At 41.0% G+C, this 19845-nt stretch carries 12 protein-coding genes, 1 tRNA gene and 1 pseudogene; all 14 read left to right on the top strand.

The window, feature by feature from the left end; genetic code table 11:
- Positions 1-1629 carry a recombinase family protein gene (locus tag DXB91_RS09300; protein ID WP_118017657.1) on the top strand — a complete coding sequence of 543 codons (1629 nt, stop codon included), beginning with the start codon at positions 1-3 and terminating at the stop codon, positions 1627-1629.
- A gap of 55 nt (positions 1630-1684) precedes the next feature.
- Positions 1685-4411 carry a hypothetical protein gene (locus DXB91_RS09295; RefSeq protein WP_118017655.1) on the top strand — a complete coding sequence of 909 codons (2727 nt, stop codon included), beginning with the start codon at positions 1685-1687 and terminating at the stop codon, positions 4409-4411.
- A complete protein-coding gene (locus DXB91_RS09290; protein WP_118017653.1) occupies positions 4384-5439 on the top strand; it encodes a hypothetical protein in 1056 nt (351 codons plus the stop codon). Before DXB91_RS09295 ends, DXB91_RS09290 begins: the two co-directional genes overlap by 28 nt.
- Positions 5440-5502: 63 nt before the next feature.
- Positions 5503-5575, top strand: a tRNA-OTHER gene (locus tag DXB91_RS14130).
- Between the two features lie 77 nt (positions 5576-5652).
- Positions 5653-7881 (top strand): annotated as a pseudogene (locus tag DXB91_RS09285) (DUF3427 domain-containing protein); the annotation flags it as partial.
- Positions 7882-7893: 12 nt separating this feature from the next.
- Positions 7894-8295: an 8-oxo-dGTP diphosphatase MutT gene (gene mutT / locus DXB91_RS09280; protein WP_055224309.1), complete on the top strand. Its 402-nt coding sequence runs from the start codon at positions 7894-7896 to the stop codon at positions 8293-8295.
- An 87-nt stretch (positions 8296-8382) separates the two neighbouring features.
- Positions 8383-11970 (top strand): AAA domain-containing protein, encoded by a 3588-nt coding sequence (locus DXB91_RS09275; protein WP_118017651.1) that lies wholly within the window; start codon positions 8383-8385, stop codon positions 11968-11970.
- Between the two features lie 73 nt (positions 11971-12043).
- Positions 12044-12811: a zinc ribbon domain-containing protein gene (locus tag DXB91_RS09270; RefSeq protein ID WP_118017649.1), complete on the top strand. Its 768-nt coding sequence runs from the start codon at positions 12044-12046 to the stop codon at positions 12809-12811.
- A 63-nt stretch (positions 12812-12874) separates the two neighbouring features.
- On the top strand, positions 12875-14551 hold the full coding sequence (locus DXB91_RS09265; protein WP_118017647.1) for a hypothetical protein: 1677 nt from the start codon (positions 12875-12877) through the stop codon (positions 14549-14551).
- Positions 14544-15332: a TPM domain-containing protein gene (locus DXB91_RS14555; RefSeq protein WP_158564591.1), complete on the top strand. Its 789-nt coding sequence runs from the start codon at positions 14544-14546 to the stop codon at positions 15330-15332. Before DXB91_RS09265 ends, DXB91_RS14555 begins: the two co-directional genes overlap by 8 nt.
- Positions 15333-15548: 216 nt before the next feature.
- Positions 15549-16178, top strand: a complete 630-nt coding sequence (locus tag DXB91_RS14650) for an RNA polymerase sigma factor (RefSeq protein ID WP_199414261.1) — start codon at positions 15549-15551, stop codon at positions 16176-16178.
- A gap of 161 nt (positions 16179-16339) precedes the next feature.
- Entirely contained in the window at positions 16340-17365 is a 1026-nt protein-coding gene (locus tag DXB91_RS09250; RefSeq protein ID WP_055224298.1) for a lysylphosphatidylglycerol synthase transmembrane domain-containing protein, read from the top strand.
- On the top strand, positions 17362-17658 hold the full coding sequence (locus tag DXB91_RS09245) for a hypothetical protein (RefSeq protein ID WP_015533463.1): 297 nt from the start codon (positions 17362-17364) through the stop codon (positions 17656-17658). The genes DXB91_RS09250 and DXB91_RS09245 overlap by 4 nt, the downstream gene beginning before the upstream one ends.
- 92 nt (positions 17659-17750) lie before the next feature.
- On the top strand, positions 17751-19769 hold the full coding sequence (locus DXB91_RS09240) for a PAS domain-containing hybrid sensor histidine kinase/response regulator (RefSeq protein ID WP_117875369.1): 2019 nt from the start codon (positions 17751-17753) through the stop codon (positions 19767-19769).
- Positions 19770-19845 lie beyond the last annotated feature (76 nt).

Genomic DNA, 19845 nt, shown 5'->3' with positions numbered 1-19845 from the left:
ATGGAGCAGATAGCAATATATTTGAGATTATCAAAGGAAGATGAATTTGTAAAAGATGAGAGCAACAGTATTATCAATCAGCGTGCTTTTATCCGTGGATTTATTAATAAAAATAAGGAACTTCGCAAAATGAGTGTGGTTGAGTTTGTGGATGATGGCTATTCGGGTAAAAATATGGACCGCCCGGATATGCAGAGAATGCTGGAACTGGTGAAAAGAAAGCAGATTTCATGCGTTATTGTAAAGGATTTTTCCAGATTTTCCAGAGATCATATCGAGCAGGGAAAGTATATTGAACAAATATTTCCTTTTATGGGTGTGCGATTTATTGCCATAAATGATAATTATGACAGCGCAGATTACGTGGGTGGTATCGGTGAGATTGATGTTGCATTTAAGGGAATCCTGTATGATTTCTTCAGCGAGGAGCAGTCTTCCAAAGTATCATTGACACTTGATACAAAGCGTGGCAATGGTAAGTATATAGCTACTTATGCTCCTTATGGCTATGTGAAAAGTCCGGAGGACAAGCATAAGTTGGTTGTGGATGAGTTTGCCAGTCAGATTGTAAAGCGCATTTTCAAAGAGTTTCTGTCTGGAAAATCTATGTACAAAATTTCAGAAGGACTGAACCGGGATGGAATAGATACGCCGGGCGTGTATATTGCCATGCAAGTAGGAAGTGAAAAGCAACTTGCCAGATATCGTGAGAAAAAGCCTCTCTGGAATAATGTTGCAATAGGAAGAATCCTCGGAAATGAGCAATATACCGGCACGATGATTTACAGCCGCTTCAAGATTGAGAATGTTGGCGATAAACATGCAAAAGCACTTCCAGAGGATGAATGGAAGCGTGTGGAAAATTGTCACGAAGCAATTATAAGCAAGGAGAATTTTGAAAAAGTAGCTGCCATGCGAAAAGAAAATACATGTGCCAGTGCCAAAAGAAAGCATGAAACACATTGCCTGACTGGTAAAATGATCTGTGGTAACTGTGGGCATCGCCTGTCCCATACTTATGCCGGACGACCGAAGTATTATTGTGCAAATCATTATCTGGACAAGACTGATGAAAAATGCAATATCAGTGTGCTGGATGTGGATATGGAGAGCGTTGTGAAGAAAGCACTTCAGATGATGATTGATGTCCTGGTAGATTCCAGAAATGTTGTGGATATGCAACGGGAGAAACAGGCAGAACGATTAAAGCAGGCAGAGAAGCATCTTTCAGATATGGAGCATAGCCGTGAACTGATCGAAAAGGACCTGCGTGAAGCTTATGAAAGTTACAAGCTTGGCATGACGGATAAGGAAACATATTTGGAACAACGTAAGACATATGAGCAGATGCTGGCGAGCTTGCAGGAGAATATCGAAAAGCAGAGGGCAGCAGTTACCAAAATGGCAGATGTGGATGTGCCAGAAGTGGCAGGCCTGGAGATGCTGGAAGGAAAGTTGAAATTGACGGGACTTAACAGGGAAATGGTGGATGCTTTTGTGGAGGAGATTGTCGTGTATGCTAAGGATAGGGTGGAGATAAAGTGGAAGTTTAAGGATGAGTTTGGGGAGGTGGGAAAGGTCGAAAAAGATAGAATATTTGGTGGAGCAGATGGAAGTGGGGTGGTATAATTAACATTGGTATAGTATTTTTGCTTATGTATGGTTTCGTTTTGGAGGGTAAAATATGCAAGGAACAAGATTAAAAGAAAAAGTGAATATATTTATTAGTTCTAATTGTGGTGGAAGGTACACATTAGTTAGGGAAGCATTAAGATTGTTGCTTTTGGAAACAGGAATGTGTGAAGTTTATATGTTTGAGGAAGAAGGGGCAACAACAAGTGATGTTGTCTCATCATATATGAGAAGACTTGAACGATCCGACATTATTGTCTTTCTCATCGATAATAAAGACGGAATTGGCGAAGGTACAATGAAAGAGGTAAAGAGAGGAAGGGAATTAAAAAAGAAAAGCTTATTTTTATTTTGCGATGAGAATGAAAAGGAAGCAACGGAACTACAGAAAGAAATAATAGGCATGCCGAATGGAGAAAAATTCAAAGTGATTTCCCAGTTTGCTAAGTTTCCTGAAATTGCATATGAAAGTGTGATAAACGATATTATTGACACATATCTGAGTTATTGCAATGCAAAGGTTGCACGTATTGAAGCTGAAACAGATAGTGCTAATCCTGTTGAGAACACAGTGGGCGATATTCGAACAATATTGAATAAAGATGCTTTTAAGGGCTGTAATTATACTAAATGGTTGTTAAATAGTGAAGTCATTATTGGACGAGATTATCCTAAAAAAATAGATACTTTTGATAGACTTTGCGGTGAGTTGTTAGAGGTTATTCTGGGAAACAAAGCCGTAGAAGATATTGACTTTGATGGAATAAAAAAATATGTCAAGGATATGCATGAACCGGGGAATTTGCAAAAAGCAATAATATATAGATTGGACGCAATGGAATCGTATTGGAACGGTGAAATAAACAAAGCAATATCTTATTTAGTTAAAGCACTGAATATTGCTTTGGGAACAAAAAAAATCCCACGATGGTTTATAAATGACATTGCAATTGATTTAAGAAATATGAATGTTATTATCAATCAAGAGCGTAATGTTATAGAGTATTCTCCACAGGGGCAAGATGTTATAAATGAAAGTGACGAACCAGTTTTCTTTCCTGTAGTAGACAGATTTTCTTCCAATTTTTATGAAAATGTGGCAAAAGGAATGTTGGAGAATGCAATCGAGTCACCATTTACAATTAGATTTGGTGGTGTTGATTATATATTAGATCAAATTGTAGATATTTATGTTGCAGCCTTATTATATGGTTCGATAGTGCATACTAGTATGATTAGAGAAAAAACCGTATCTTATCTTCAAGGACTTTGTTTACAATATAGGGACCATAAGATTTTAGTTACGACAATTAAATTATTATTGATAGTGGGAGATGAAAAGAAATTATCAAAGTTTATAGAAGCATATGGTATCTGTACTGATAATGTGACCTCAGAAGATGTAAGCGATTGGATAGAGGCTGTGTCAAGGATAAAAATCAAATATAGAAGGATTAATTCGTTGTGTTTGTTGTTTGGTTTTTGGGGTTCATATTTTAGTGATAAACAGTTTGAAGATATGGCAACAAATTTGAAGTCTGAGATATTAACATGGGCAGACGAGCAATATGCGGGTGATTTAATATCAAAAGTGTATTTATCAGCATTGGAAAGAAATCAGTATAGAATTTCGCAAAGTGATGTCTTGGAAGTGGCATATTGTTTTAAGGAGAAAAAATTGAGGAGATGGTATGACAACATTTTTGGATTGTTAAGTAGAATTAGATTAGACAAGATTGGTACTACAGAAATAAATAGATATATGTCGTGGCTTATAGGATGTATCAATGATGATGAAATTAGAAAACAATGTCATAAACTTCCTGCAGCTGTTCAGAATGTAAGATTGCAAAGAGAGGACGTTTCGCTATTAGATGAAGTGGTTAAAGAAAAGTATGAGCACTTTTACAACAAAGAATACAGCTTAAATGTTTTTGAGCATGATTTGGAAGAAACAAATATACACATTGATAGACTAATTGAATGTATCGAATCACAGAATGAAACGCAAGGTAAGGGTGGGTGTTATAGTGAATATGTTACCAATCCATATAGAACAATAGAAAATATTCTTACTATGGGAAAAGTAAAAGTGCGTGTAAATGAGATAGAAAAAATCCTGAGGGCTGCAATAGGAACACTTATGGCGGAAAGGCAAACTTTGTCAAGCAAGATGGATGCTTGGAAATTAATAACAATAATATTTATGAGATATCCAAATGCAAAATGTGTAAAAGTAGCTAATGAGGATATTAATCAAAATATAGATGTATTTTTGCAAGGAAAGGATGTTTTGTTGGTAGCTGGATACAATGAGAGTAGTTTGCAGATAGCATTTCAGTTTTGGAAAATGTTCACTAATCAAAATTGTGAGCTAGAGGTAATAGAGGCTTTTTCTAATATTGCGAAGAACGATGATGCAAAAATAATCACAATACTTGGTTATTTATATAGCTTGTTAACAGAATGTGAAAAGTTAGGATTATCAATTAAAAATAGTAAATATATGTTACAGTCCCTTTTGGAATTCAGCCGGAATGAGAACAGTGAGGTAAGATTTTATGCATATATATCGTTAATCAAGCTAATTAATATAAATGAGGAATGTGAAAAATTGATTTTAAAACGACTGTCAGAGGCTATGGATAATGAAGTGTATAAAAATAAAGTTGCAATAGTAAGCAGAGTGTCAAATAAAAAAGGTAAGCAGATAGAATATATTATTTCCAAGGGAAAGGTTGATAATCACTTTTGGGTAAGAAATGTAGCAAACAGATAAAAATAATTGTTGAAATATACAGAGAGAAAAGGGTGATAAATAATTTGAATGAAAATTTATTAAATAGAAATTATTCTTTGACATGGTTTGAAGAAAAATACATTGATTTGCTTGAAATGAGTCCTCGAGAAGATTCTTTTCAAGACTTAATAGTATATCCATTAATAGATAGCATTCTTGCTAATAAAATAATGAATGAATATGATATTGTAGATAGTAAAAATTTTCGTCAATTTAATACAATAGAACATGATAGAAGGAAATATTCTGTTCTTACAAAGGCAGTACCAGATATGTTAATCGCAAAGGATTTTTTTTATAAAAATAGAAATCCGAAAATACAAGAGTTGCTACAAGTAAGATTGACTTTCGAAATTAAAGAACCGAATAGCAATGAAATGTTAAATGGTAGTCTAAAAGGCGATTGTGGAAAATACTATAAAAATTCATTGTATTTAGAAATAGTTCCATCTCTTTGGAAAAATGGCAGGTCTATATTGACAAATTTAAGAAGATGGCATTTCTTTGATATAGCCGGCATGAAAGATAAGAAATATGATGAGTTGAGGAATGAAATCAAAGAGTATATTTTAATACAAGAGCTATGTGGGTTTGATAATATTGACGAATGTTATAACAAAAATGCAGGTAAGAAAGGAAATCCAAGTTATGTTCCAACTGCTGAGGCATTGAATAATCATAGAGATCAGTTATATAATGCTATTATAAAAAATAGAGAAATGCATGAAATGATACATAATGCTTTGGATTCCGATGTGTCTATAAATGCTTTTAGAAACATACAAAAGGATGCAGATAATTATTATTTTGAGTCTATTAGAGAGTTTCTTTGTGAAAGCGAAAGTTGTGATCCAATTGATTTAGTGAGAAATGAAGGAAAAATGGTAGTAGATAGAGTAGGCAATTTGGATGATAATAATTCAAAAGTAATAACAGATATATCAGATTTGGACGTTAATGTTGCTGATTGGAATATGTTGATATCGTATATTGATAAGTTCATTTAAAATAGTATAGCGGTGTAACTCAGGTGATTGTAAAGCGGGAGTCATAACCCGCCACCGCTTTAAGCGAGGATAGCGCAGCGGAGAGGCGCAGTACCAGTTTTGGTAAAGGACGCAGGTTCGACTCCTGCACCTCGCCTTTACAATTAAATATTGCTATTGGTAAAGATGCCATTTGAGAAAACGAAATTTTCTCAAAAACTTCCCATCACACCCTTGACACGAAGGGGTACGGGAAAGACTTATGCGTCGGCATTTGCAATGCGTGAACTTGGATTTAAGAGAGTGTTATTTCTTGTCCATCGAGCGTCACTTGCTGTACAGGCAAAGAAATCGTATCAGAGAGTTTTCGGCAGTACGATTTCTGTAGGGTTGGTAGGTGCTGGCTATCATGAATACGATAGAGATTATATATTTGCCACTGTGGAGACGTTAAATAGGGATGTGCATTTGCAAATGTATGATCCGGCCGAGTTTGATTGTATTATTCTGGACGAGGCCCACCATAGCTCGGCAAATACATATCAGAAGGTTATGAATTATTTTACTCCACGTCTATTCCTTGGCATGACAGCTACGCCTGACAAGAGGAATGACAATGATTCTGGGGAAAATATTTATGAGATATTTAATCATCAGATAGCCTATGAGATTCGTCTGCAGCAGGCAATGGAAGAGGACTTGCTGTGTCCATTTCACTATTTTGGAATTACTGATTTATCCGTTGTACAGGATACCAAGTCAAAGAATCTATCAGAAGAAGATTTTAATAAATTGGTATGTGACGAGCGTGTAAAGCTTGTTATAGAGCAGTCGAATTACTATGGTTACAGCGGAGAACGCGTAAAGGGCCTGATATTTTGCAGCCGTAACCGGGAGTGTAAGGAACTTTCAAAGAAGTTCAACGAATTAGGATATAGGACAGTTGCACTCAGTGGTGAGGACTCAGAGATGGTTAGGCAGGATGCGTTTGAGAGACTTGCTATGGATGAGAGAGACGCAGCGGTAGATAAGACTCCTATAGATTATATTTTCTCTGTGGATGTCTTAAATGAAGGTGTTGATATTGTCGAGGTAAATCAGGTCATCATGTTGAGACCGACTCAGTCTCCAATTGTTTTTATACAGCAATTGGGAAGAGGCCTTCGAAAAGCAGAGGGGAAAGAATACGTTGTAATCCTTGATTTTATTGGAAACTATAACAACAATTTCATGATACCGATTGCCTTATCAGGAGATCGAACATATAACAAAGATAATATCCGTAGATATGTCATGGAAGGTGAACGGATGATTCCTGGTGCCTCCACGATTCATTTTGACGAAATAAGTAAAAAAAGAATTTTTGCGTCGGTTGATAACGCAAACTTTAGTGATATAAGGCTTATCAAAGAGAATTATACGAACCTCAAGAATAAACTTGGACGTATTCCCAGATTGAGAGATTTTGATGAATACGGCGAGATGGATGTTATTCGAATCTTTGATAACAACAGTCTCGGATCGTATTATAAGTTTTTAGTGAAATATGAGAAAGAATACAAGACTCGCTTGCCAGAGGATGAAGAAAAAGTAATCGAATTTGTTTCTAAGAAATTGGCAAATGGAAAAAGAATTCAAGAACTTCAGATGTTGAAAAGAATACTTACATATGCCCGGGGCCTAGCTAAATTTGGTTTGTTTGCCGGCCTTTCAGAGGACATGAGGAAGTATGGGAAAGATGTCAGTCAGGATCAGAAGGAAAACATTGTAAATGTTATGACTAATGAATTCCCGGCTGGAGCGAGCAAGAAAACTTACGCGCAGTGCGTATTTATTGAGAAAAACGAAAACGATTATTGCCCAACAAAGTCATTTATACAAATGCTGTCAAATGGCGAATTTTATGATATCCTTCAAGAACTTGTTGAATTTGGTATTAGCAGATACGAGCGTGATTATAGTAATACATATGATCAGACGGACTTTGTTTTGTACCAGAAATACACTTATGAGGATGTATGTCGTCTTCTCAATTGGGAGCAGAATGAAGTTCCGTTAAATATTGGTGGATATAAATATGACAGAAAGACGAAGACATTTCCTGTGTTCATCAATTATGATAAGGCAGAGGATATTAGTGACACCACGAAATATGAAGATCATTTTGTCCCGGGCTTCAGGGATCGATTGATAGCTATTTCGAAGTCTGGCAGAAGTTTACAATCAGAGGATGTACAGAATTTCCTTAAAGCGAAGGAAAGAGGGATTCATGTAGAGCTTTTTGTAAGAAAGAATAAAGATGATAAGATTTCTAAGGAGTTTTATTATCTTGGACATATGACAGCAAGTGGAAAAACTAAAGAATTCAAAATGGCGAACACAGAGAAAACAGCAGTGGAAATTGAATGGATACTTGATGTTCCAGTGCGTGAAGATATTTACGAGTACATTGTAAATTCTTAATTGGAGGATGTTATGAAGACAATAAGAGTAGTTGCTGCAGTAATTGTAAGAGAAAAAAACAACCAAAAGCAGATATTTGCAACCCAGAGAGGATACGGAGAACTTAAAGGGGGATGGGAATTCCCTGGAGGTAAAATAGAAGCTGGTGAAACTCCTCAAGACGCGCTGGTCAGGGAGATAAACGAGGAACTGGATGCAAGGATAAATGTTGGAGAGTTGCTTGATACTATCGAATATGATTATCCAGCTTTTCATTTGTCGATGGATTGTTTCTTGTGTGAGTTAGCGGCAGATCATCTGGAGTTAAAAGAGCATGAGGATGCGAAATGGCTCACTATAGAGGAACTTGATTCGGTCGATTGGCTGCCGGCGGATGTGACACTAGTGGATAAGATAAAGGGTAAGCAAATGTAAAAACAGAGTCAAAAGTGAGGTTATAAGAAAGATCGGAAGATATTTCAAGAAAGAAGATTAGGGGTTACACCACAAGGAGCACACCAAATGGAAAACAAGCAAAAGGCAGCAGTCCTGGAAATCTTAAACTACTGGAAAATCACGGAATTCCTAGGTCAGACCGACATTCCACAGGAAAGTACAGAGAACAAAAAGCTAATTAAGAATATTAAGAATGGCAAAGAGGTTAAGGCAGAGAAGATCGAGGTCTTCTTTGATTTGCCAGTTTTGTCATCTCCTGATATTGATCTGGAAATGATCCTGGAAAATGACAGGGACGGCTATGCGAAGTTTCCTTCGGTTGGTGATGAGATCCATTTTTGTCTGGGTAAGGTAGAGAGGAATACAGTAGTTGATTATCTTGAGAAGTTTATAGAGGATAAATCCGATAATCCTGAGATAGCTTATCCGAAAAAGAGCGCGATCGCATGGTGCTCATTCAAGACAGATACGAAAGGTGTGTATCTTCAGAACAGTTTCCAGCTGTCATCGATACTGTGGGCAGTTGCCAAGTGGGATGAGGCAAGAGCGCATAATAGTCATGACTTTTCTCTCGATACTAGCGAGTATGAAGAACTTGTTGGAGAGATCGATGAGGAACTGCAGAACCAGAATGTCGATGAGTTCATTTCAACCATATATGAAAAGATTTTTAACGAGTATGTGAAACACAGATTCTTAGATGATCCTCAGGAATCGATGGGAATTGCCGAATACAACAGGTATGCGAGCGAACAGGCCAGAGATGCGGACGAAGACGTAGTTGATTATGCGGCTCAGGGTAAAAGCTTCTTTTTGAATGACATTATCCAGTTGTCAGAGCTGGTTCAGAACGGGAACTTTGGCGATGGGAATGAATATGAGAAGAAAGTGATCGAGTACATTCTAGCAGGGTACGAAAAGTCGAAAGGCTCAGACGATTTACCGAGAACGATCATCTCGCCGGATGCGGGAAAAAGTGAGATGAAGTTGTTCTTTGACAGAATTCTTAACGTTACAAATTCGCCAAGGGGTAAATGGCCGGCCAAATATATGCCGGCGTTGATGCAGCAGGTTGCGGTCAATATAGCGATCAGACAGGACGGGGATGCTCCAGTTTTTTCTGTAAATGGACCTCCCGGAACGGGAAAGACTACATTGCTCAAGGAGATCGTGGCAAGCAATATTGTTGAGCGTGCCAGACTCCTCGCTGAGAATGCAGAAGATCCAGACTCTTTATTTGAGATGCATTCATTTTCGCATGGACCGCTAGAGGCAAATGCGAATGCCTATTATCAGTATGCGCCTCATTATTATTCGATAAATGTTGATGAGATCAACAATTATAGTATGCTGGTCGCGTCATGTAACAATGCGGCGGTGGAAAATATCACGATAGATCTTCCGAAGTCGAGGGATATACTTGACAGTCTGGAGTCGTCTGGGGATGACGAAGAGGAGATCCGCTGCGGTCTGGATGAGGTTCATGATTTGTTTGATATCAACAAGTCAGGTGATGTGGAGACTATAACCAGATATGGTAAGAGCCATGAAGAGAAGGACATTTATTTTACGCGTTATGCGGATAAGCTTTTAGGTGGAGTTGACTGCTGGGGATTGATATCCGCTCCGTTTGGCAGGAAGGCAAATATCCGTAAGTATTGCAATTCGGTCCTGAAGCCATTTGTGGAGGACTACAGATCAAATGATGTCAGAGAGCAGCATAAGGCAAAATATCTGGAGGTAAGAAAAAAGTTTTTATCTCAATATAAACTAGTGGAAAGCCTGCGAAATGAGTTGGAACAGATCTGTGCTCTGGCAAGTTCGGTTCCTGTGGAGCTGCAGGAAAATGCACCAGAGGATTTGTCATGTGAAATAGGTAATGTGGAAAGAAAGCGGCAGATGCTTGAGCGTCAGTTATTTGCTGAACAAAAAGAGCTGATCGAGCTTGAGGAAAGCAGACCGAAGGGATTGTTCGCAAGGCGTAAGGATACATCCGCAAGAGATATATTCATTCAGGAGAAGAAAGCGACAATATCAAAACTTAATGGAGAGATAACTTCTTTGAACAACAGGATATCAGGCCTGCAGAATCTTCAGGAATACCAGCGGCGTATTTCAAAATACTCGCATGGGCAGATGAAGATGACCCCGGTGGACGCTGTATTTATGGAACGTTATGTATCCGAGGATGATCAGCTGTCAACAAAAGCACAGATAACCAATCCATGGTTTACCGCCCAGTACAATAGAGAGCGTGAAAAGTTATTCCTGTATGCATGTAAGCTGCACAAGGAATTCGTCATTTCTTCAAAATGCATGCGGCATAATATCATCAACCTGATGATTGCGTGGAATGTGTTTGATGATTGTGGTGAGAGGATGAAGCTTGCAGACAGAGAAGAAGCCATGCCATACATGCTTCAGAGCATTTTCCTGCTCACCCCTGTAATATCCACAACATTTGCATCAGCGCAGACATTTCTGGGCGATGTGAAGAAAAGCGGAGTGCTTGGAACTCTTATCATCGATGAGGCGGGACAGGCACAGCCGCAGATGGCGGTTGGTGCGATGTTCAGATGTAGAAAGGCGATCATAGTCGGAGATCCAAAGCAGATCGAGCCTGTGGTTACCGCAGAGACTGACATGATAAAACAGCTGCTTACCGCAGAGATATTGGCAGGTTACAAGGATAAGAAAATCTCTGTGCAGGCATTTGCTGACTATATAAATCCGTATGGAACTTATCTTGGAAAAGATGAGGAGAAAGAGTGGGTAGGCTGCCCGTTGGTAGTCCATAGGCGCTGCATTGACCCGATGTACACAATCTCAAATGTGCTTTCATATGATGGAACTATGAAGCAGCAGACGGCAGCTCCTAAGGAGGACAGGGCAAGAACATTTATCCTGGACAAGAGCTGCTGGATAGATGTAGCCGGTGCTGAGAATTCGGGCAAGAAGGATCATTTTGTCAAGGCACAGGGGGAGCTTGTGCTGAAACTTCTGGCGAGAAAATTTGAACGGGATCCTATCGATATCCCGAGGCTGTTTATCATCACACCATTTACATCGGTGAAAGAGGGGATGCTGGAGATGATAAAGAAATCGGAGTTATATGGAAAGGAGCCAAGAGTCAGAAAATGGCTTAATGCCAATAACATTGGAACAGTGCACACTTTCCAGGGCCAGGGAACGGATGAGGTTATATTCCTACTCGGATGCGACAGCAAATCTATGGGAGCCGTCAACTGGGTGAACAATAATATTGTAAATGTCGCAGCGACAAGGGCAAAATTCAGATTCTACATGATAGGAGATAAGTCGGTATGGACTTGCAGGCCGGTGAGGGTTGCGAGAGAGTGCACAGCAGAGATACTAACAGCTAAAGAAGTCGAGGATGTATTTGGTGGTAAGCCCCAAGAGATCGAAGCTATATCTGACGGTACGCAAAAAAAAGGCACTAAGACCTCCGATCATTTAAAGAAGAACGGCAATAAAATGCCGCAGGACTCAAGTGGAGATATTAAGTCTGCACCTGCAAAGATGTCTATGATATGCCCGGAATGCGGGAAAAAGTTGGTTGAAAGATCGGGGAAATTTGGCAAATTTATAGGTTGCTCTGGCTTTCCGAAATGCCGGTTTACGCAGTCGGTATAGGAACAGAGCAACACCCCGTTGCTTTCCCCAATCCCCGCAATCTGTTATGATATCCATAACGGAGGTGAGTACAATGGAGACAAAGGATGTTATATTAGAACTTCGAACCAAACGGGGATTATCCCAGGATGACCTGGCAGAGAAAGTCATGGTCACAAGGCAGGCGGTATCGCGCTGGGAGAATGGCGAGACGGTGCCGAACACAGATACGCTTAAGCTCCTTTCAAAGGAGCTGGACGTATCAATAAATACACTGCTGGGGACACCGAGAAAACTCATTTGTCAGTGCTGCGGAATGCCCATTGAGGACGATAACATTATGGGGCGTGACAGCGATGGTTCACTGAATGAGGACTACTGCAAATGGTGTTATGCTGACGGTACTTATACCTACAGCAACATGGATGACCTGATAGAAGTGTGTGTGAAGAATATGGTGGGGGAGAATTTCACTGAGGAGCAGGCGAGAGCATACATGAAAGAACTTCTGCCAAAACTCGATTACTGGAAACGATATGAGTCACTCAGCGATGGCGGACAGTTTGAGGCATTTAAGAGGCAGCTTATAGATGAGATAAATGCCCTTCAGATAGAGGGGATGCCCCGTCTTGAAAGACTCAATGCGCTTGTTGGCAAATATGTGAATCTCGAGTATCGTCTGCCAAATGGCATGAATGTCAGATTCCTTGATGACGAGAAGACATATCTGGGAAATCAGCTGGAATGCGAATTCGGCGGAGACAGATACTTTGGAGTTCTGGCGGATATGGATTTTATTTTGATATCGACATATGAGGCGGAAGGGACAAATCCGGAACTGGTTATATATAAAAAGAGGTAGTATAATGAGTTAGGTTATTTCGTCAATAATCTTTCACAATTTATATTACAGGGGGAAATACATATGATACAATGTGCAGGATGTGGCAGCAATCTGGTATATGATATAGCAAGAAAGAAAATGTACTGCAAAGCATGTGGAAATGAATACGAGCCGGAGAGTGTCGACAAGGATGAGGACAGCGAGGAACGCAAACTTATGGAGCTTACTGTATTCATTTGTCCGCAGTGTGGTGGGGAGATATACAGTACAGATGAATCAGCGACGGGATTCTGCAGTTACTGCGGGGCAGCAACTATGCTTTCCAGCCGGCTGAAAAGCGAGAGAAGACCGGATTATGTGATACCGTTTGCGGTGACGAAGGACATGTGCAAGGCATCATATGCCACAGTCATGAAGAGGGCGATATACGCTCCGAACAGGCTGAAACACAGACGAAATGTGCAGGAGTTCCGTGGAATATACATGCCGTATTGGCTGTGTGATGTTGACCAGAAAGGTAAAACAGCTGTCAGGGCGACGGACAGCTATAGCTCAGGGGTTGATACAGTCAGTCATACATATAATGTAAGATGCTTTGCGGATAATCATTATGAGAATATAACCATGGATGCATCATCGCTGTTTCCGGATGATCTCAGCAGTAAGGTGGCACCATTTGACTCGGCGGATATGAAACCATTTTCCATGGGATATCTGAGCGGGTTCTACGCGGATCTGCCGGATGTGGATTATGGTGTGTACAGGGATAAGATAGCGCAGGTGACAGGTGATATGGCGTATGATGTGATGATGAGTAAGATAAAGCATCATCTATGTACATACGATGCTATCTGTGAACCGGAGGAGCCATTGTCAGAAACGATGGATATAAAGATCACTGGAGCAAAGACCGGGTTGTTTCCTGTGTGGCTTTTGTCATACAAGAACGGTAAGCGTATTGCATATGCAGCGGTAAATGGCAGCACAGGAAAAGTGGCTGCGGACATACCGCTTGATATCGGCAAGTTCCTGCTGGGATGCCTGATAGGAGTGGCTCCATTATACTTTTTGCTGAACTTATTTCTTACGGTGAGACCTGGAGTTCTGCTGGCATTTGTATCTGCGATAGGTGCGCTTGTGACCATGATATATTGCGATGAGATGGAGAAGATAGCGGATGTAGAGACACATGAAAATGATGTGGGATTCTTCGCAAGGCATACACTCAATGTAAAGAAAAGTGGAGGCAGGAAGAAAAAACTACAAATAAAAAAGCTACAAACAAAAAAACCACAAAAAAATACAAAAAGAAAATTAAAAAATAAGATAACTTCATTTATAAAGTTTTCTTGTTTTCTTGAAGTCATACAGCTGATAGCATGCATGATATTATTTTTCTGCCTGAAGTTTGGAATAAATCCTTTACTTTTTAACTGGGATATTATGGGAAAGGCCAGTTATGTTGTGGCGGTCATCTCGTGTCTGGTTGCCATTTATGGAGCAGTAAAAGGCATAGCAAACGTGAGAAGAGTAAAAAGAAAAAGTGGCGTCATGGGATTATTTATTGCATTTGCCACCATTCTTTCTGTAGCGGTCGTGTTGATAAAACCTGTTATGGACAAGTATTATTATGGATGCGTGCTCCTGGTGTGTGCTGCAACCATTCTGACGCTTATAGATCTGGTGATCAGCCACAACCGGATGTCCACAAGACCACTTCCACAGTTTGAGTACAAGGGAGGTGATCATCGTGCGTAGAGCGGTAATTGCCAGAGTGATGATCACTGTGATGATCATGCTGTCGTTTCTGGTTGTGGGGTCTGATTGTGCAGTACATGTTCACGCATCTGAGAAGGATCAGGATGATTCGTATAGCTACCACAATAAAGTGATAATCAAGGACTATGCAGATGTGTTGACTAAAAGTCAGGAAGAACAACTGATGGAGACTTTGCAGGAGACAGCCCGTTATTGTAATGTGTTATGCGAGATATCGGAATTTGCATTCCATTCTTCAGCGTACCATGCTGAGTCATCCTACAAAAGGGAATTGGGAACCCTGGATGGTGTTATGTTCCTCATTGATTTGTATAATAGACAGATATACATCTATTCTTATGGCGAACCGTATAAGATCATCACCAAGACAAATGCGTATACGATAACAGACAATGTCTATGAATATGCAAGTGAAGAGAAATATTTTGAGTGCGCAAATGAGGCATTCAAGCAGATAAATACGCTGCTGGCTGGAGAAGAGATAAGCCGTCCTATGAAGCATATCAGCAATATACTTCTTGCAATAATATTTTCTATATTGCTTAATTATCTTCTGCTGAAGAAAACATCAAAAGTACATGATATGGGTTCAAAAAATCTGCTTATCGGTACAAAGGTTTCATATAATATGAATCAGAAATATGATATGCTCACTGAAACGAGAAGTACAAGATCCGGATCCGGCGGTCATGGCGGAATCGGCGGCGGTGGATTCGGAGGCGGAGGCATCGGTGGCGGCGGTGGAGGCCACAGCTTCTAGTCAAAGAGAAAAAGATCAGACAAAATATAAACGATGAAAAATGCTGTGAAGAATTTTCGAAATTCACAGCATTTTATTTTCATAAGGAGGGCCCCACGTAAGTGGGAGGATTCCTTGTGAAGTACGCAGACGCCGCGCGAAGCGCCTTACATGCGTCTGCTCCTTTTGTAACGTTTTTCAATTATACTGGTCTTATATGTGAAGGGAGGTAAAAACTTGGCGTCAGGAAAAGAAAAAAATGAAATAGAAGAAATATACGAAAAGTACTACAAAGACGTATATCGTTTTGTGCTGGCACTGTCTAAGAATCCCCACATAGCCGAAGACATAACACAGGAGACATTTGTTAAAGCGATAAAAGCTGTGGATCGGTTCAAAGGAGACTGTGATATAAAGGTCTGGCTCTGTCAGATAGCCAAGAATACATACTTTACATATGCGGGCAAACAGAACCGGGAGCAGGTGGACGTTGACGCGGTAAATAACCGGTCAGAGTCACAGGCTGCACTTATGGGGGCTGCGGAGTATGATCTCATATCTGAGTCGGTTGAGGATAGCGGTGTATTCAAATTTTATCTCGGGGAGCAGGGGCTGACATCACTTGATATATTTGGAAATGCAAGGTCGTGGATGTCAAGTGAGGCGTATCAGAGCTTTGGAGGATATAGAGAGGGCGCGGCTGTCCCTCAGACAGAACATAAGGATACAGACAGTTCAGATATATACTATGGCGATGAGGAGCCAAGAGTTATAAATAAGATTGTGTATTGTCACAAGGATGGAACCGTGGTTGCGACTCTCTGGGAGGAGAGCCAGAATCTGCCGATCCTGAACAGTGAAAAATAGAATGTGTATGCCACATAAAACTCACATTACAAATAATTAAAGTAAAAACCACCCTTTTTTGCCATTTAATTGAATGATCCATGATATACTAGCATTGTGCATGACGTTCACGCTGTATTTAAAGGGGTATTGCCCCAGTTATGAAAAGGATAGTAAGCTAAATGGGAAATAAGAAAAAGATGGTGTTCAACGTATTGTTCCTGGTTCTCATATTTGCCGGAACGATATACGGAGTGTTTCACGGCGAGGATATAGGACAGATATCTGATATACTTCAGACGGTGAATCCTTGGTGGCTCATACCGGGAGTGGTATGTGTTGTGGTATTTATATGGGGAGAATCAATTATCATTCATTATATGATGCGAAATCTTGGAGTGAATGTAGGCAGGGGAACCTGTTTCCTGTTCTCGTCGGTTGGATTCTTTTTCAGCTGTATCACGCCATCTGCATCAGGTGGACAGCCGGCTCAGATATATTATATGAAGAAAAAGAAGATCCCTATTCCGGTGTCAACTCAGGTACTGCTCATAGTGACGATCATGTACAAGCTGGTGCTGGTACTTCTGGGACTTGGAATAGCTATATTTGGACAGAGTTTTATACATACATATATAGATGATGTGCAGTGGGTATTTTATCTTGGACTTGTGCTGAACGTTGTGTGTGTGGCAGGAATGGTGCTGTTCGCATTTCACCCGTCGCTTGCAAAGGCATTTGTGGTGAATGGCAGTAGACTTCTTGAGCGGATGAAGTTTTTAAGACACAAGAAGTCCCGTGAGGAAAAGCTCGCGGCATCAATGGAAAAGTACAACCAGACTGCGGATTACATGGTAGGACATTTCGGGATGCTGGTGGTAGTGTTCATTATAACAGTTGTGCAAAGATTCTCACTATTTGCAGCTACATGGTTTGTGTACAAGGCGTTTGGACTTTCAGGATCATCATCATGGCTTATCATTCTCATGCAGGGAGCCATAGCAGTTGCGGTGGATATGCTTCCCCTTCCGGGTGGTATGGGAATCAGTGAAAAACTCTTTATGGAGATGTTCTTGCCGATATTTGGCAGCACATTGCTCCTGCCGGGCATGATACTCAGCAGAGGACTGGGATACTATACTGAGCTGATAATCAGTGCAATATTTACAGTGGTGGCAAGCTTTGTGATAGGAAGGAGATCTGAATGAAACCAAGATCAGAGATGAGCATGGAGCTCTATGAGATGATGCTTGACCGGGGATATCCCGAGGAGTTCTGTGATCTCATATCAAAGAATCTGAATACGGATTTTACGGCGGGCAGGATGATGGGCTATCTGTCGCATTATCAGGAGCTGCCTCTTGAGGAGATTGTGGATGAGATGTTGTCCATTCTCGCAGACCGGAACCGTATCATGCAGAAGAAGCAGCTTGAGAGCAACAATGCCGAGTGGAACCGTTTTCTGGAGGAAGGCTTCGGACTGGATGAAGATGATGAATAATCTTTATAATAGTTGAGTTTCTTAACTGGTAAAATCTGTCGTTATATGGTACAAATATTTATAGAAAAGTATATGGAAAAAGGATTGATATAATGACGGAAAATGAAGCTAATCAGAGCGCTGAGGAACAGGAGAAAAAGGTACAGAGTGAGATAGAAGAGACCTTGGCCGGGGCCGGTATTGGTATGTGGACCATGGTGCTCATGAACGACGGCAGATCCATGCTGTATGCGAACAAGAAGATGAACGCTCTTCTTGGAACGACTGATGATCTGTCGCCTGAAGATAGATATGTAAAGTGGATAGCAGGCATTACTGAGGAGTCACAGCAGGCCACCGCTGAATACATGGAGACCATAAGACGCGACGGCAAGGCTGAGGTTATATATACCTGGATGCATCCAACCAGAGGACTGTTGCACATAAGATGTGGCGGTGTTCGGGACAGGAGTTTTACCGATGGCATAAAAGTCAGAGGCTACCATCAGGATATAACCGCTGTGCGCAATGCGGAACAGGCTCACAAGGAGAAACTCCGGGAGCAGGATTCGGTTATCAAGGCTGTTAGCAGCATATATTTTATTGTGTGTATATTCGATCTTCAGACCGGTAAGGTGCGGGTTATCAAGGAAGGTGATACCTTCAGAAAGCCGGCACAGAATGCGGATTACGAAGCAGGAAAGACAATAGAAAATGTGATAAATGACTGTGTGGTTGAAGAGGATCGTGAGCAGATGCGCAGATTCTACAATCTGGACAGGCTGGCGGAGAAACTCAGGACGGAGAAGAGCGTCAGTAAGGATTTCCGGGACACTTTATATGGCTGGTGCCGTATAACGGCGATTCCAGTCAGGACGGATGAGGAGAGTGAACTCACCCGTATACTCATAGGTGTTCAGGAGATCGACGAGGAGAAGAAGGAGGAGATCCGTGCCCAGAAGCTGCTTGCCGAAGCTTACGAAGAGGCCAAGCGTGCAAATACAGCGAAGACGGAATTTCTTTCACGCATGTCACACGACATAAGAACACCTATCAACGGAATCCTTGGAATGTCACGAATTGCCGAACAGTGCATAGATGACAGGGACAGAGTGATGGATGCGCTGTCCAAGATAGATGATGCTGGAAAACAGCTTGAACTGCTCATCAACGATGTGCTTGATATGAGCAGACTTGAGAGCGGAAGAACGGAGCTCACCAGTGAACCGTTTGACATAATAAAGGTTTTGAGAAGTGGATATGATCCAATCCTGGTCATGGCACAGGAGAACGATGTGAAGCTTACGGGTGCTCATTTCAATATAAAGCACAACATGGTTATAGGCAGTCCGCTTCATCTTCAGCGGATCTCTCTCAATATACTGACAAATGCCATCAAGTACAACAAGCCGGGCGGAACGGTAGAGGCGTGGATGGACGAGATACCTGTAGACGGCAGGCATTCCAATTATGTGTTCAGGATAGCTGACACAGGAGTTGGAATGAGCCAGGAGTTCATCAGCCACCTGTTTGAGCCATTTTCAAGGGAGCACACTGATGCGGGAACAAAGTATCAGGGAACAGGTCTTGGCATGGCTATTACCAAGGAGCTTCTCGACCTCATGGGTGGAAGCATAGAGGTTGATAGTAAGCCGGGTGTGGGTTCTACATTTACCATGAAGATACCATTTGAGATCTGTACAGATGTCGTTGAGCCGGAGAAGCCAGAGGATCACGAGGCAGTCAGACTTGATGGAATGAAGATACTGCTGGTTGAGGACAATTCGCTCAACATGGAGATAGCAACATTTATGGTGGAGACGGCTGGTGCTGTTGCCACAACTGCGGCAAATGGCCGTGAGGCTGTTGAGATATACAGATCACATCCGGCTGGAAGCTTCGATGTGATACTCATGGATGTGATGATGCCGGAGATGGATGGCCTTGAGGCCACCAGGCAGATAAGAAGCTCAGACCTTGAGGATGCCGGAACCATTCCGATCATTGCCATGACTGCAAATGTATTCGCAGAGGATGTGAAGAAGTGCAAGGCGGCGGGCATGAATGAGCACATAGCAAAGCCACTTGATGAGGATAAGGCATTACATATAATTGCGGGATACAGACATTAAACACAATAAGATACACGATTAAAGAGATAATGATACAGTAAGTAAAAAGCAGTCTGCGGACATCGCCAGTGTTATA

Origin of the sequence: Coprococcus sp. OM06-34AC (assembly GCF_003462545.1) — a bacterium.
Taxonomy (GTDB): domain Bacteria; phylum Bacillota; class Clostridia; order Lachnospirales; family Lachnospiraceae; genus Coprococcus; species Coprococcus aceti.
Note: the sequence above shows the minus strand (reverse complement) of the source record. Positions and strands in the feature narration are given on the sequence as shown.